Annotated in this window: 18 protein-coding genes; 8 read left to right on the forward strand and 10 right to left on the reverse strand. The window is 38.7% G+C overall.

The window, feature by feature from the left end; all coding sequences use genetic code 11:
• Positions 1-8 precede the first annotated feature (8 nt).
• Entirely contained in the window at positions 9-614 is a 606-nt protein-coding gene (gene yihA / locus QZ620_RS00835; RefSeq protein ID WP_295178068.1) for a ribosome biogenesis GTP-binding protein YihA/YsxC, read from the forward strand.
• Entirely contained in the window at positions 615-1,322 is a 708-nt protein-coding gene (locus QZ620_RS00840; protein WP_295178070.1) for a hypothetical protein, read from the forward strand. It abuts the gene before it with no gap.
• On the opposite strand, the gene QZ620_RS00845 is transcribed toward QZ620_RS00840, so the two are convergent.
• The 3 genes from QZ620_RS00845 to gldB are packed head-to-tail and all read right to left on the reverse strand — an operon-like array spanning position 1,319 to position 2,976.
• Positions 1,319-1,678 (reverse strand): GTPase, encoded by a 360-nt coding sequence (locus QZ620_RS00845; RefSeq protein WP_295178071.1) that lies wholly within the window; start codon positions 1,676-1,678, stop codon positions 1,319-1,321. The genes QZ620_RS00840 and QZ620_RS00845 overlap by 4 nt on opposite strands.
• A complete protein-coding gene (gene gldC, locus QZ620_RS00850; protein ID WP_295178073.1) occupies positions 1,679-2,017 on the reverse strand; it encodes a gliding motility protein GldC in 339 nt (112 codons plus the stop codon).
• Positions 2,017-2,976, reverse strand: coding sequence for a gliding motility lipoprotein GldB (gene gldB / locus QZ620_RS00855; RefSeq protein WP_295178074.1), 960 nt, complete (start codon positions 2,974-2,976; stop codon positions 2,017-2,019). The genes gldC and gldB overlap by 1 nt, the downstream gene beginning before the upstream one ends.
• 106 nt (positions 2,977-3,082) lie before the next feature.
• Here gldB and nadE point away from each other — a divergent pair, with 106 nt between their 5' ends.
• Together nadE and QZ620_RS00865 are read left to right on the forward strand one after the other, a co-directional pair.
• On the forward strand, positions 3,083-3,874 hold the full coding sequence (gene nadE / locus QZ620_RS00860; protein WP_295178075.1) for an NAD(+) synthase: 792 nt from the start codon (positions 3,083-3,085) through the stop codon (positions 3,872-3,874).
• Between the two features lie 115 nt (positions 3,875-3,989).
• A complete protein-coding gene (locus tag QZ620_RS00865; RefSeq protein ID WP_295178077.1) occupies positions 3,990-4,628 on the forward strand; it encodes a response regulator transcription factor in 639 nt (212 codons plus the stop codon).
• Here the strand turns inward: QZ620_RS00865 and dnaG are convergent.
• From dnaG to QZ620_RS00885, 4 genes are all read right to left on the reverse strand, one after another.
• On the reverse strand, positions 4,621-6,579 hold the full coding sequence (gene dnaG, locus QZ620_RS00870; RefSeq protein WP_295178079.1) for a DNA primase: 1,959 nt from the start codon (positions 6,577-6,579) through the stop codon (positions 4,621-4,623). The genes QZ620_RS00865 and dnaG overlap by 8 nt on opposite strands.
• Before the next feature lie 114 nt (positions 6,580-6,693).
• Positions 6,694-7,722: a hypothetical protein gene (locus QZ620_RS00875; protein WP_295178081.1), complete on the reverse strand. Its 1,029-nt coding sequence runs from the start codon at positions 7,720-7,722 to the stop codon at positions 6,694-6,696.
• Between the two features lie 49 nt (positions 7,723-7,771).
• On the reverse strand, positions 7,772-8,542 hold the full coding sequence (locus tag QZ620_RS00880) for a hypothetical protein (RefSeq protein WP_295178083.1): 771 nt from the start codon (positions 8,540-8,542) through the stop codon (positions 7,772-7,774).
• A complete protein-coding gene (locus QZ620_RS00885; protein ID WP_295178084.1) occupies positions 8,529-9,092 on the reverse strand; it encodes an RNA polymerase sigma factor in 564 nt (187 codons plus the stop codon). Before QZ620_RS00885 ends, QZ620_RS00880 begins: the two co-directional genes overlap by 14 nt.
• Before the next feature lie 119 nt (positions 9,093-9,211).
• Between QZ620_RS00885 and rluF the strand changes: the two genes are divergently transcribed.
• The 4 genes from rluF to QZ620_RS00905 all read left to right on the forward strand — a co-directional run bounded on the left by rluF (position 9,212) and on the right by QZ620_RS00905 (position 11,990).
• On the forward strand, positions 9,212-10,003 hold the full coding sequence (gene rluF / locus QZ620_RS00890) for a 23S rRNA pseudouridine(2604) synthase RluF (protein WP_295178086.1): 792 nt from the start codon (positions 9,212-9,214) through the stop codon (positions 10,001-10,003).
• Between the two features lie 102 nt (positions 10,004-10,105).
• Positions 10,106-10,528 (forward strand): VOC family protein, encoded by a 423-nt coding sequence (locus tag QZ620_RS00895; RefSeq protein ID WP_295178088.1) that lies wholly within the window; start codon positions 10,106-10,108, stop codon positions 10,526-10,528.
• A gap of 28 nt (positions 10,529-10,556) precedes the next feature.
• A complete protein-coding gene (locus QZ620_RS00900; protein WP_295178090.1) occupies positions 10,557-11,576 on the forward strand; it encodes an AI-2E family transporter in 1,020 nt (339 codons plus the stop codon).
• 15 nt (positions 11,577-11,591) lie between these two features.
• Positions 11,592-11,990: a YkvA family protein gene (locus QZ620_RS00905; protein ID WP_295178092.1), complete on the forward strand. Its 399-nt coding sequence runs from the start codon at positions 11,592-11,594 to the stop codon at positions 11,988-11,990.
• A 30-nt stretch (positions 11,991-12,020) separates the two neighbouring features.
• Here the strand turns inward: QZ620_RS00905 and QZ620_RS00910 are convergent, their stop codons facing one another.
• The 3 genes from QZ620_RS00910 to argS all read right to left on the reverse strand — a co-directional run.
• Positions 12,021-12,926 (reverse strand): bifunctional 5,10-methylenetetrahydrofolate dehydrogenase/5,10-methenyltetrahydrofolate cyclohydrolase, encoded by a 906-nt coding sequence (locus QZ620_RS00910; protein ID WP_295178094.1) that lies wholly within the window; start codon positions 12,924-12,926, stop codon positions 12,021-12,023.
• Positions 12,927-12,961: 35 nt separating this feature from the next.
• Positions 12,962-14,290 carry a signal recognition particle protein gene (gene ffh / locus QZ620_RS00915; RefSeq protein ID WP_295178098.1) on the reverse strand — a complete coding sequence of 443 codons (1,329 nt, stop codon included), beginning with the start codon at positions 14,288-14,290 and terminating at the stop codon, positions 12,962-12,964.
• Between the two features lie 113 nt (positions 14,291-14,403).
• Positions 14,404-15,281 (reverse strand): arginine--tRNA ligase (argS, locus tag QZ620_RS00920; RefSeq protein WP_295178095.1); only part of this gene is annotated, 878 nt, incomplete at its 5' end.

The raw sequence follows: 15,281 nt of genomic DNA on the forward strand, positions 1-15,281 counted from the left end.
CTTTTATTATGAAGATCAAAACTGCAGAATTCGTCATAAGTAATTCCAAAGTTGATCATTGTCCAAACAGCTCCCTGCCGGAATATGCATTCATTGGCCGTAGTAATGTTGGGAAATCGTCACTTATCAATATGCTTACGGGCAGAAAGTCCCTGGCAAAAACTTCAGCGAAACCGGGAAAGACCCAGTTGATCAATCACTTTTTAATCAATAAGAACTGGCACCTGGTGGATCTACCGGGATATGGCTATGCCCAGGTTTCAAAATCCACTAAAAAAGTATTTCAGAAATTCATCACTGCATATTTTGAACAACGTAAACAAATGGTTTGCGCATTTGTTCTTATTGATTCTAGACATTCTCCTCAACCTATAGACATGGAATTTATGCAGTGGATGGGAGAAAACGCGATCCCGTTCTGTATCATTTTCACTAAGGCTGATAAGCTCAAACCGAAGGTTCTTGACAAGCATATTGCCAACTACAAGGCGGAGATGCTGGAAACCTGGGAAGAGATGCCGGAATATTTCATCACTTCAGCATCTGCAGGTTTAGGACAGGATGAAGTATTAGATTATATTGAAAGCATCAACGAACAGTTGAATAATAAATAGATGTCAGTAAAACTTTTCAAGATTGCATTATTTCTTTTAATTGCTCTTATTATCAATAGCTGTAGTGTATACAAAGTTCCTTCGACCGATTACTACCTCGATAAAAATGGGAATTCTATTTCACAAGGAGCCTTTGATGCAAAATTGATTTCTGGTGATGGGGATTTCGCATTATGGAAATATGCTGCTCGAGATAGCAGCATGGTTATTAGATTCAATCATCCTGTTTACGAAATCTACAACATCAATTACCAGCAGTTTAAGGAATCCATGACTATTCTGACCGGTAATACATATACTGCTAAAACCACCTTCATTTTACACTACACCTTCAAAGATGATTATTGCACTAATCAAGCACCAAATGAATGGAATTCTCAGCGAGTTGGTAATAGTTATCGATACATATCCAGACACATTAAACAATTAGAAAAAGAGTATCCTCAAGTTAAATATTCTAGTCATTTCGAAAATGGCATCAAGCTACCTGAACTCAAAGAAAAGCAGTCTGAATTTATATTTAAGGATCAGTATGATTTCTTGAGAAAAAACATATTTAGGAACCCAAGCTTATGTGGTTCATACGCTATAATAAAACCAAATGGAGAAATGCTCATTCGCAACGGAGAATATGGATTGCAGGGAATATTAGAACATCTTAAGCCAACAAACTGGTCACAATTTTTCCCGGAAAATCAGAAAAATTAGGTTCTTTCCTTAATTCTTGAAATAAGCTCCTCAACATCCATTATTTCCTTTAATTCTGAAGTTGACACCAAAACTTCCAGACCTTTCTGGTTCTGCGCGAGAATGATAGGAAATTCAAACTTATGTCCAAATTTAGAAGCATAGTTTTTCAAAAACTCATCTCTGTGCAGGAATTCCATATCAAGATCTCCGTTTTTACGAAAGTCTCTCCAGGCCTTCTTTTCATCGAAAGCACCGTAAGTAAGTTTACATAAATTACAGTCGTAGGAATCGGGATTCACGACCTTTTGGAAAGCTCCTATTAGCGATTTGAGTTTACCTGAATCGGCATTATAAACAAAGATCAGTTTTTCCAATTAGCTCTTCTTGATTTCAGTTTTTTCAGCAAAATAATCACAGAAATCCTTCATGGTATCACGCATTTTATCATCCTGGGTAGCGCGAAAATATGTGTCACTCATAGAAACCAACGTTTGATGAAAGAATTTTTTCATTTCATCTACTGGCATTTCCTTGGTCCAAAGGTCGATTCTTAAAGTTTCCTGATCTTTACTATCCCAAACAGATAGCATCAAAGCTTTTGCATCTTCTTTATATACATTCCCATCTTCAGCACTCCAGGTGATATTCTCAGGTACATGATTATCGTCTGTTACAACTTCTATATTGATCTCAGATTTTCTAAATTCTGGCATTATTTCTTCGGTTTAAAATTGGCTTTATTGAAAATTTCTTCAGCAGATGTATTTAGCATTCTGTCCAGGGATATGTCGTTCTTTTCCATGTATGCTTTCACGATCTTAAGCCCAATATATTGACCTAATCTGGCCGGACTTTCAGCATCCAGCTGAAGATAGAATTTTGAAAATGGTGCAGGAAATAGAAAACGTGTCTGCAACTGGTTATCTGTATCGTAAATAAGTTCGTTCTCTACAAAGTATCTCCAGATCTGAGATTCATTGTTTTCGGCGAAGTTAAATTCTTCTTCAGTATAGCCTATTCTTCTTGCAGGGTCAAGCATTGGCAGGAGCATCTCCTTCAAATACTGAATCTTACCATAATACACCATATGACTTAAAAACGTTCGTGAATCTGGACCTGGAACGTATTTTTTTGAAATCTCTTCCGCAGCATCTACTACTATCTGATTTTTTTTAAAGTTCTTTTTCAAGTACTCCTGAAGACCAGTGTAAAACTGATGATCTGTACCTAAATACGTATCGAGGGAAACAAATAAATAATCTCCTGTATAAATTATTTTGTTCTTATAATCCACTTCGGAAGTTACCGTAATTACCACAGGTACTTCAAACTCCGGAAAGTAGTATTTCATATGTTGAAAAAGTGCATATAATTCATCTTCCTGATTCGTGAAATTTGAAAACTCATCTTCTACAGCCTGATTAATCTCCAGCTGAAGGGTATCAGATAACTTATCTATCCAAACCGAATCTGGAAACTGCTCAGGAAATAAAAATGGATATTTCTGTTTTAATTCAGGTAATTGCTGAGGTTTTGTACTGGCAAATTCCTGTTCAAATCTTATAACTTTCAGATCTACCTCGATCCTGTCGATCTTTTCTTCGGTTTCAGACTGATTATTACAGGAAAACACCGAAATAATTGTAATAAAGAACAGGATCTTTTTCAGCATAACTGGCAATTAGGAAGGCTTTAACGCAGCCATCTTTTAAAAATTGGCTTTTAGTGTTAGATTTGTGAGGCAAAGGTATTACTTACTAATTAAATCACCCAACATTATGCAAACCGAAAAAGTCGCTGATCATATCATAAACTGGTTAAAAGAGTACGCTACAAAAGCAAATATGAATGGGTTTGTAGTTGGAGTTAGTGGCGGTATAGATTCTGCAGTAACCTCAACGCTTTGCGCAAAAACCGGAATGCCTACACTATGCCTGGAAATGCCGATTCACCAGGCGAGCAGCCAGGTTACCCGCGCCAGAAAACATATTAGCGAACTGGCACACAATTTTGCGAACGTAAGTAACCTTGAAGTAAATCTCACCCCGGTATTTGAACAATTTAAATCTGTCATGCCGCAGGAAAGACAATCTGCTTCTCTGGATCTAACATTAGCAAATTCAAGAGCGAGACTTCGTATGTCTACTCTTTATTATTTTGCTGGATTACATAGATACCTTGTTGCAGGAACTGGAAATAAAGTGGAAGATTTTGGAGTTGGATTCTATACAAAATATGGTGATGGCGGTGTTGATCTTAGTCCGATAGCAGATCTTATGAAAAGTGAAGTCTATGCCCTGGGGAAATACCTCAACATTATTAATGATATCATGACTGCAGCTCCAACCGATGGACTTTTTGGTGACAGCCGAAGTGATGAAGATCAATTAGGAGCATCGTACGATGAACTTGAATGGGCGATGACTGCAAAAGAAGCGGGGAAAACCTCTTCAGATTTTGAAGGCAGACAACGTGAAGTCTTCCAGATCTATTCTCGTTTGAATGCTGCGAACACACATAAGATGGTGCCAATACCCGTTTGCGACATACCCGTTCATCTGTTGAAATAATCATCTTATCGAATATGTGTAGCTGATTTCCCATATCAGGGGTCAAAGCAGTATTTTTAAGTTAAATAAACCAAACTCAACGAGTTACCCCCGGACTTGTTTTTAACTTAGAATCATGTATCGAGTATTAATTGCAGACCATCATCCAATAATTTTTGAAGGGATTAAATGCGTACTTCAGAACAATCCGGCACTACAGGTTACAGGCAGAGTAAGTAGTGGCACCCAATTGTTCAGTCAGTTAGAAAAGAACACTCCCGATGTTTTGATCGTGGAACTGGATCTTCCGCAAATCAACGGTATCAACGCCATTAGAAGGATCAAGCAGGAATTTCCTGAGGTAAAAACACTTATTTTTAGTTCACATCCAGAAGAAATGTATGCACTGAGCGCCATTAAAGCCGGAGCCGCAGGTTATATTTCCAAACATACAGATAGTGAAACTCTGGAGAAGGCAATTTACCAAGTTGCAAGAGGCGGAATCTACTTAAATCGTAAGATCACCGAAAAATTAAATTCCGGTATCACGAGAGGTAAGAGTTTGATTACAAAATTTAAGAAGCTATCTACCCGCGAAACGGAAGTATTAAATCTGCTTTCTTCCGGTAAAAGAAATAAGGATATTGCTGAAGCGCTGGACATTAACGAAAAGACAGTAAGCACTTATAAAACCAGGTTGCTGAAAAAGCTTAAAGTAGATAATGTTGCAGATCTTATTACGCAATCCAGATTATTACAATTAAATACTACATAACCCTGCCCAGACGATCGGAAAGAATTGTACTTAAACTGGTATAGCTCATAATATCCTGAATCTTTTCTGTTCGTTCTTCTTCTGAAGAGACTTGACGAATTTCTTCCATAAGTTCGTTGATCTTACGACCAACCAGAAATCTACGTAATGATAGTATAGTCTGGGTTACGAATTGTGTAACTCCCTGAGTTTTGCTTTTTACTGGAATGTCATGTCGTTCCCAGTCATGAAGTTCATACTGCTCATCTTCCATCAGGATATCTGTAAGTTCAACAGCCTGAGATTTCTCAAGGTCATTGATGATCATTTCCACTCCAAATTCATCCTCAGAATTAAGCTTCTCTATCAATAGCGAAAATAATTCTCTGAAATCCTTATTGGTAAATTCAATTTCATCCTCCTGAAGATCCAGGTAAATTTTTTCGAATACCTTGGCCTCCTGCACTTCAGATTCATACACCGGCTCACCCTGATCATTATGTTTTAGAATAACATCATGAAATTCACCTTCCTGCCTTCCGTAGAGAACAAGCAGACTAATGATCTTTCTTTCCAGAATATAAAGCTGATCTACTTTCTTAACTGGAGCAGCTTCTTCATTTCGAACAACCTGCATGGGTTTTTTCTCGGCCCTCGCCGGAGTTTTCCCGTCTTTTTTTTCTAATTGAGCTAAGGTTGCATATAGAACAGCTTCTGAAATATCCATAATCCGCGAGCATTCCTGTAAATAAACTTCCTTCTGGATATTATCAGGAATCTTCGCTATACTCTGTACCATATCCCGAATAAGATCTGCCTTCTTTACAGGATCATTTTTGGCTTCATCCATAAGCAGGGAAGCCTTATACGTAATAAAGTCGTAAGAATTTTCCTTTAAAAACTCCTCCAGTTCTGCTTCAGAATTTGATCGGGCAAAACTATCTGGATCCTCACCCTCTGGGAACGGACAAACTTTCACGTTCATGCCCTGCTCGAGAATTAGATCAATCCCTCGCATAGACGCCCTGGTTCCTGCAGCATCGCCATCGAACAAGACCGTTATATTTTTGGTCAACCTGTTGATCAACCTGATCTGTTCTGAAGTTAGAGCAGTTCCGGAAGAGGATACCGTATTTTCTATGCCGCTTTGATGAAATTGTATGACATCGGTATACCCTTCAACGAGGTAACAGTTATCTTCTTTGGCAATAGACTGTTTGGCGTGATAGATCCCGTAAAGAACTTTACTCTTATGGTAAATATCACTTTCCGGGGAGTTGAGGTATTTGGCTGCTTTTTTCGAATTCCCGAGGATTCTTCCTCCAAACCCAAGAACCCGTCCAGACATTGATTGAATTGGAAACATGACTCTTCCTTTAAACCGGTCAAATGTCTTTTCATCCTTAACAATGCTAAGACCCGTTTTTTCCAGAAATTCCAGTTTATAGCCATCACCAAGTGCATTTTTCGTGAAAGCATCCCATTCATCTGGAGAATATCCCAGATCGAACTTTTTAATAGTTTCAGAAGTAAATCCACGTTCTTTAAAGTAGCTTAAACCTATTGCCTGACCTTCATCGGTCTTATGCATTTGCGTCTGAAAATATTTACTGGCATATTCTGAAACCAGGTACATACTTTCGCGTTCATCGGCCTGCTCCTTCTGCTCATCTGTCTGCTGCGTCTCCTCTATTTCAATTCCGTATTTTTTCGCGAGATATTTGATCGCTTCAGGGTAATTGAAGTGTTCATGCTCCATCAAAAAAGCAACCACATTACCGCCCTTTCCGCTACTAAAATCTTTCCAGATCTGTTTCACCGGGGAAACCATAAAACTTGGTGAACGCTCATCTGTAAAGGGACTAAGCCCTTTCAGATTACTACCAGACTTTTTTAATTGTACGAAATCCCCGATCACCTCCTCTACACGGGCGGTTTCAAAAACATTATCTATGGTGGTTCTGGAGATCAAATTTTCACAACTATTTAATGGAAAAATACAAAATGTAAAGGCTTCAAAAAAGAAAGGGCTTTAAAAATGATTACTCAAATTTAAAGCCCCGCGAAACTAAACTATATTGGCTAATTAATCAAGGTCGAAACGAATTCCAAGAGATACATTATTCAACTCTGGGTTTGGATCTTCAAAGATCGGGTTTAGATCATATTTTGCGTAGAGCGAGGTATTTCCCCATCCTACATATGCACTCAGTCCATATATAAAATCGTTCGTGTTATAATCAGATTTCAATTTTTCTTTGGTTCTGTCACCATCCTCTTTATATTTCAGTTTCTGTCTTTCACCTAAGCTGAAACCGGTATATCCACCAAGACCAATTTTGAACTTTTTATAAGTTGAAAATGTATAATCCCCATCATTTTCAATTTTCTTTGAAGGTCCGAATTCAAAATGCACCGGGATGACCAGGTTATCCATTCTAAATTTTGACTTGTTCAGGTCATACTCAAACTCCTGTAATTCTGTAATTCCATTATTGTCAACCAGAAATCTATTATCTGTAGGTTTGAGTCCGTTGAACTGAAATGAAATTCCGTATTTAAGTCTTAACCAGTTAGATTCCTCGAAAACTCTGGTTCTCCAAACCCAACCAATTTCGAAAAACCGACTCCCGCCAATTTTGAAATCTGAATCATTGAGCGACTGCCCATCTTGTAAAGCATTGTTGAATCCTGCAGCTACCATTAAAGTAGAAGTTGTACGCTTGTCCTCGTAATCGGGATCTTCTTTGTTGTCCTCATCTTTCCAGGAGAAAACGAATGTTTTGTCACTTTCAACTTTAGATTCCTCGTTTCTTTCCAGAAGTGCGATTTTATTATCAAGGATAGCCAAGCGATTTTCGATATTCAGCGCATGCTTTTTAGCGGCTTCCTCTTTTAGCTCATCAGCTTCCTGCATGGAAATTTCTTCGTTATCCAGCCGCTCATTGATAGCTTCTACTTCTGCCTTTAGTTCGTCCTTCTCCTGTTTGATAATGTTTTCGCGCTGTTTCTTTAGAACTTCGATCTTGTTCCCATTTGTGATTTCGACAGTTTGAGCGTCACATGGACTAAAACTGAGAATACATAATGCGAATGTAATTAGTAATGATTTCATGATGTTTGGTATTTAGTTATTGATTGATGAATGACCCTGATAGGGAAAATTATTTTTCTTCTGAATGATCAAGTTTATTGGACACCGCCACCGCAGCTTTCTGGTAACCGTTTTTAACGATCTCAAAAACTTTCTCTTTAAATGATTCGTATACCTCAGCTTCAACATCGGCCAGTAAAGCGTCTGCCGAAATTTCACTCGACTTCTGCACATTTTCATATTCTATAGTTGCAATGGCTTTATTGAGCAGTGCTTCCACTTCAGTATCGCTTACCTCTCCGTTTTGAGATTCTAGCCTGGAAACCTCAGCCAATACTTTATTCACCTCTTCGGAAATTTTTAATTCCTGCAAACTAGCTGGTGTTGCAGTTTTTATAGGCTCTCTGTTAATCATTTCCTCTACTTCAACTGATGCGATCTGCTCTTTTTTGTTTGATGTAGTTCTTATCTCTTCGGAAGCAGTTTTCTGTACATACTTCGGTTTTGACTCCGGCTGGGCCTGGGATTCTTCAGTTTTTTCCTGTTCTGCTAATCGCACCGGACTCTCAAATTCATCAATTGCATTTTCAGAAGGCTTCTGGATTTCCGGAGTATTCACTATAGTATTTTCGACACTTCTATTCATATTCAGGTAAATGATTCCGCAGAGAGCAAGCACAAAAATTGCAGCTATTGAGGAGATCCACCATTTATTATTCTTTCCCGAGCTTTCCTTTTCATCTAACTGTTCACTAAGTTTATCCCAACTTCCAGCTGATGGACTAATCTCCCGGCTATCCAGTTTTTCCCTGATATGTTCTTCAAATTTAATTGGCGCCATAACTAGATGTATTATTAGATTTAATTTTTTGCTGAAGCATCTTTCGAGCCTTAAACAGCTGGGATTTTGAGGTCCCTTCGGTTATTTCAAGCATCTTAGCAATTTCACTATGCTTGTACCCTTCCACGGCATACATTACAAATACCGCCTTATAACCTTCAGGCAAACTATCTATAAGCGATTGTATATCTGCCACGTCCATTTCAGAATTGATATTATTTGCCACTTCATGACCAAATTCGTCGTCTTCCTGAAACTGTAGTTCTTTGAACTGCCTTAAAAAGCTAATGCTTTCTCTCACCATGATCTTTCTAATCCAACCTTCAAAACTACCTTCATCTTTAAAGGTATCCAGATGAGTGAACACTTTCATAAAACCCTTCAACATGGTATCCTCGGCATGTTGCAGATCTTTTATATACTGCCGGCAAACACTTAACATCTTTGGAGCGTGCTTTTCATAGATCTGCTTCTGGGCATCCCTGTTTCCTGCACTCGCTCTTTTGATAAGAGAGGATTCGTTTTTAAAAAGCTGTATTACTTTTACCATTTTTAAAAGACCTTCTATTTATATAGACGAGAGAAAGTTACGAAAGGTGGCCTGAGGTTTTAAAAATTTTATTTTTTTTCAAATTCCGACGTCCCGATTGTATCTATTATCTTTGTGACATGGCAGAAGAAGTTCGAATTAATAAGTATTTGAGTCAGTTAGGATATTGTTCTCGTAGAGAGGCAGACAAATTAATTGACCAGGGTCGCATCACGATAAATGACGTAGTTCCAGAAATGGGAACTAAAGTAAAACCGGGAGATGTGGTTAAAGCGAATGGAGAACCAGTATCCAAAGCCGAACTAAAAGAACCTAATGTCTACATCGCTTTTAATAAACCTGTTGGTATCGTTTGCACTACAGATACACGGGTTGAGAAAGATAACATTGTTGATTACATCAATTATCCAAAGAGGATTTTCCCTATCGGGCGTTTAGATAAACCTAGTGAGGGTTTAATCTTTCTTACCAACGACGGAGATATTGTGAATAAGATCCTGCGGGCACGAAACAATCACGAAAAAGAATATGTAGTTTCCGTCAACAAACCGGTTACATCAGATTTTATACAGAAAATGTCTTCAGGAATACCTATTCTGGATACAGTAACTCGTGAATGCGAAGTGGAAAAACTTGGCAAACATACTTTTAAGATCATTCTTACTCAAGGCTTAAACCGACAGATTCGTAGAATGTGTGAATATTTAGACTATGAAGTGACCTCTTTAAAAAGGGTACGCATCATGAACGTTTCCCTGGATATTCCGGTAGGTGAATGGCGTCATCTTACGAGGGAAGAGCTTGACACTATTAATGGACTCACCGGCGAATCTACCAAAACCGAAGAGGGCTCTGTACTTGACGATAGTCAAACCGGGAAGAAAAAGCGTCCCAGAATCTCCAAATCTTAACACAGAATTAGGCTGGTTATTGTACTAATATTGGTAGTTCTTTTTACATTTAGAGGATGAACCTTATGCGTTCATGATTTTGAACCAACCAATTTTAATTTTATGAAAGTACAGCCATTTCATTTAGCGATCCCAGTATCTGATCTGGAGTCCTGTAGAAAATTTTACAAAGAAACTTTAGGTTGTGGCGAAGGCCGTAGTAGTGATCACTGGGTGGATTTCAATTTTTTTGGACACCAACTGGTAATACATTATCAGGACCCACAAGAAAGCGCCAGTTCTACTTCCAATCCTGTAGATGGAAAGGATGTTCCAGTTCCTCACTTTGGGGTAGTATTGCAATGGGATGTATTTCATGAGTTTGCCGGCCTCCTAAAACGAAAACATATCGATTTTATTATCGAGCCTTATATCAGGTTTGAGGGAAAACCGGGCGAACAAGCTACCATGTTCTTTAAAGATCCCTGCGGAAATGCATTGGAGTTCAAAGCCTTTAAAGACATGAGTCAATTATTCGCGAGTTAATAACCTTTATTCATCACCAACCAACCAAATGGATAAACTGAAACCGTCACTTGTACGGCAAATTTTTGTATTACTATTAATACTGTTCCTTTCAGTATTGATCTTTAGGGAGGTAATTCCTTACCTTTCTGGAGTTCTGGGTGCGGTAACACTTTATGTTATCATGAAGGGTTGGCAAAAAAAACTGGTAAACCGAGGATGGAAACCAGCCTTGGCAGCTACGCTGTTAATGACCGGAAGTATTATTGGCATCCTGGTTCCAGTCACACTAATTGCAATTATGCTTACCAGTAAAATAGGAAAAGCCGTTGCAAATTCTGAAAGGGTGCTTAGCGCTTTAAAAGACCAGCTGAATATAGCCGAAGAGTACATAGGTTATAATATAAGCGAGAGTATTGACACTTCTGCAATTACAGGATGGCTGTCGAACAACTTACAGAACCTTGCCGGTGGAACATTTGATGCCTTTATTGCGATCGGGATCATGTATTTCATGCTGTACTACATGCTTATGAATCAGAAGTCAATGAGACATTCCCTAATCGAATATATCCCGTTAGGAAAGGATAATATTCGGGTGATTGGCGACGAAAGTGATCAATTGGTTAGAAGTAATGCTTTGGGAATTCCACTGGTAGCCATCGTGCAGGGTGTAATAGCACTTATAGGTTACTTGATATTTGGGGTTCCAGATCCTTTTTTCTGGTTTGTGATCACTGCAATTGGCTCGATGATTCCATTTATAGGAACAGCTATAGGAGTCCTACCCGCGGTCATTCTATTATTCGCGCAGGGAAACGACTTCCAGGCAATAGCTCTGTTAATTTACGGACTAGTGGTTGTAGGCTCAACTGATAATATTATACGACTTTATGTACTTGAAAAACTGGCAAGTGTTCATCCATTGATCACGCTTTTCGGGGTGATCGTGGGAGTACCGCTATTTGGATTTATAGGACTAATATTTGGACCATTATTGGTGTCCTTATTCTTATTAATTCTGAAGATCTATAAGAAGGAGTATGGAAATGCTCACCACCGATTATAACTAAAAGAAAAAACTATGTTTGGAAACCTAAAGAAAAAAATAGACGAAGATTACTTTAAAACTGAAGTAACAAAGATTGACAACAATGATGTAAGTATCGCTATGGATAGCCAGGATAAGGTTGATGATAAGATCAACAATTCCGGGTTACTACAGAAATATAGCGAGCTGGCGAAGCTCATGTATGGAATGCTGAAAGACTATAGAAAAGGAGTTTATAATAAAGTGCCCTGGTTCACCATTGCCACTGTAGCATTCTCCTTTCTTTATATTTTAAATCCACTGGATATAATACCCGACTTTATTCCAGGTCTGGGATATATTGATGATATGGCAATCTTTACTTTTGGATTGAGATTTATAGAATCTGATCTTCATAATTATCTCGACTGGAAAATTGAAGAGGAAGCTTAAAAAAAGAGGGAATTAAATTCCCTCTTTTTTTTATCGTTCTAACAACTTAATATCTGCTCTTTTTTTATGTCTCTCCCTTGCAAGAAGTGTATTTTTAAGTAACATTGAAACCGTCATAGGCCCTACTCCACCAGGAACCGGTGTGATATATGAAGCTCTTTTGCTCACGTTTTCAAAATCTACATCTCCCTTGATGACATAACCTTTTTCAGTATTATCATCTGGTACTCTGGTAATTCCAACATCAATAATCACAGCATCGTCTTTGATCATTTCAGCCTTAAGAAAATCTGGTATTCCTACTGCGATGATAACGATATCTGCCTGAGACGTCACCTGCGTGATATTTTTCGTAAACTCATGCGTTAAGGTTACCGTGGAATTCCCTGGAAAACCACTACGCCCCATAAGGATGCTCATAGGTCTGCCTACTATATAACTTCTTCCTATCACCACTGTATGCTTCCCTTTTGTAGGAATATCATAGCGCTCAAGAAGTTCCAGTATTCCAAATGGTGTTGCAGGAATGAAGGTGGTCATATCTAATGCCATTTTTCCGAAGTTCGTAGGGTGAAATCCATCTACGTCTTTATCTGGATCAACTGCATTCAATACCTTTTGAGTGTCAATTTGTGATGGCAAAGGAAGCTGAACTATGAATCCGTCAATATCATCATTCTCGTTCAATTCCTGGATCTTGTCCAGCAGCTCGATCTCGCTTACAGTATGTGGCATTCTGTAAAGTGAGGATTGAAATCCTACTCTTTCACAGGCCTTTACTTTACTGTTCACATAAGTTAAACTTGCTCCATCCTTTCCTACGATGATCGCAGCAAGATGTGGTACTTTTTCTCCACGAGATTTTAGTTTGTTAACTTCAGCAGCGATCTCAATTTTGATTTCGCTACTCACCTGTTTACCATCGAGTATTGTCATTGTGTGTTTTGTTTGCGTTGTATTAAAAAAGGGAATTAATTCATTCCCTTCATCATTTGCATCATTTTTCGGCCTCCGCCACCTTGCATCATTTTCATCATTTTACCCATTTGATTAAATTGCTTGAGTAATTGATTTACTTCCTGTACTGTTGTACCAGAACCTTTAGCAATTCTTTTCTTACGGCTGGCGTTGATAACTTTAGGCTCACTTCTTTCCAACGGAGTCATTGAGTGAATGATCGCTTCAATTCCCTTGAATGCATCATCATCAATGTCTACATCCTTCAGCATTTTTCCAGCTCCTGGTATCATTCCCAAAAGATCTTTCATAGATCCCATTTTTTTGATCTGCTGAAGTTGATTCAGAAAATCATCAAAACCGAACTTATTTTTAGCAATTTTCTTCTGAAGTTTTCTAGCTTCTTCTTCATCATACTGCTCCTGAGCTCTTTCCACAAGCGATACAACATCACCCATTCCAAGGATCCTGTCTGCCATACGCGAAGGATAGAATATATCGATCGCATCCATTTTTTCACCGGTACCAATAAATTTGATTGGCTTGTTTACAACAGATTTAATGGAGATTGCCGCACCACCACGAGTATCACCATCCAGTTTAGTAAGAATAACACCATCAAAATTAAGGCGCTCGTTGAATGTTTTGGCCGTATTGACCGCATCCTGACCCGTCATGGAATCCACTACGAACAATGTTTCCTGAGGCTGGATCGCTTTGTGAATATTGGAAATCTCGGTCATCATCGCTTCATCCACAGCAAGTCGACCTGCGGTATCTATGATCACTACATTATGACCATTCTCTTTAGCATAGGCAATTGCCGCTTTAGAGATCGCCACCGGATCCTGATTCCCTTCATCTGAAAATACCTCCACTCCAATCTGTTCTCCAACAACATGCAGCTGATTGATCGCGGCCGGACGATAAACATCACAGGCTACTAATAGGGGTTTCTTAGTTTTTTTATTTTTCAAGAAATTCGCGAGTTTACCGGAGAAAGTGGTCTTACCACTACCCTGCAAACCAGACATAAGAATAATAGATGGATCCCCGCTTAAATTAATTCCTTCCGCTTCACCACCCATTAACTGGGTCAACTCATCTTTTACGAGTTTCACCATTAACTGGCCTGGTTTTAACGTCTTTAGTACATCCTGACCCATCGCCTTTTCCTTCACCGTACTGGTAAATTCCTTGGCAATCTTATAGTTAACATCGGCATCAACTAAAGCACGTCTAACCTCTTTAAGGCTTTCCGCAACATTTATTTCAGTGATCTGCCCGTGTCCTTTAAGGACGTGAAAGGCACTATCTAACTTATCGCTTAAATTATCAAACATAATTTTTCCTGTGGTTTTATTCTCCTGCTGACTGGCAGCGAATTGCAAATTTAATGATTTGAAGCTGAAGTATAAAGTCCATCTTCTTAAATATCGCTACTACACGATCACCATTACATACGTTCCGGCACTTCGATTCCAAGTAGCTTAAAAGCCGATTTGATGACGCTGGCTACAGTTCCTGAAAGTTGTACTCTGAAAACCTTTTCAGCTTCTTCATCAATACCAAGTATCTGTACATTTTGATAGAATGAATTGAAGGATTTCACCAGTTCATACGTATAATTGGCAATTAGCGCAGGTGAGTGATTATCTGCCGCCAGTGCAATGGTTTCCGGGAATAACTGTAATTGTTTGATCAACTCCTTCTCTTTCTCATGAAATTTGAAATCTTCGGAAAGCGACGCGGTAGTATCAAAATCTGCTTTTCTAAGGATCGACTGAATTCTCGCATAGGTATACTGAATAAAAGGTCCAGTATTACCCTGAAAGTCTACAGATTCTTCAGGATTGAAAAGAATTCTTTTTCGAGGATCTACCTTCAGAATATAATATTTCAGGGCACCAAGACCTATAATTCTATAAAGCTCTTCTTTTTCTGAATCTGAATAACCATCAAGTTTCCCAAGGTCTTCAGAAATAGTACGAGCCGTTTCGGTCATTTCCTTGATAAGATCATCTGCATCTACAACAGTTCCTTCACGGCTTTTCATTTTACCACTTGGAAGATCCACCATTCCGTAACTTAAATGATAAAGCGCATCTGCCCAGTCGTAGCCTATTTTTTTCAGAATAAGGAACAATACTTTGAAATGATATTCCTGTTCGTTTCCTACTGTGTATACCATTTGATTGATATCGAAATCGGCAAATCTCTGGATCGCAGTTCCAATATCCTGCGTCATATAAACTGCAGTTCCATCGCTTCGAAGTACGATCTTCTCATCCAGGCCTTCATCACTTAGATCGATCCAGACACTGCCATCAGGCT

It is taken from the genome of uncultured Christiangramia sp. (genome assembly GCF_913046405.1).
GTDB classification, from domain to species: domain Bacteria; phylum Bacteroidota; class Bacteroidia; order Flavobacteriales; family Flavobacteriaceae; genus Christiangramia; species Christiangramia marina.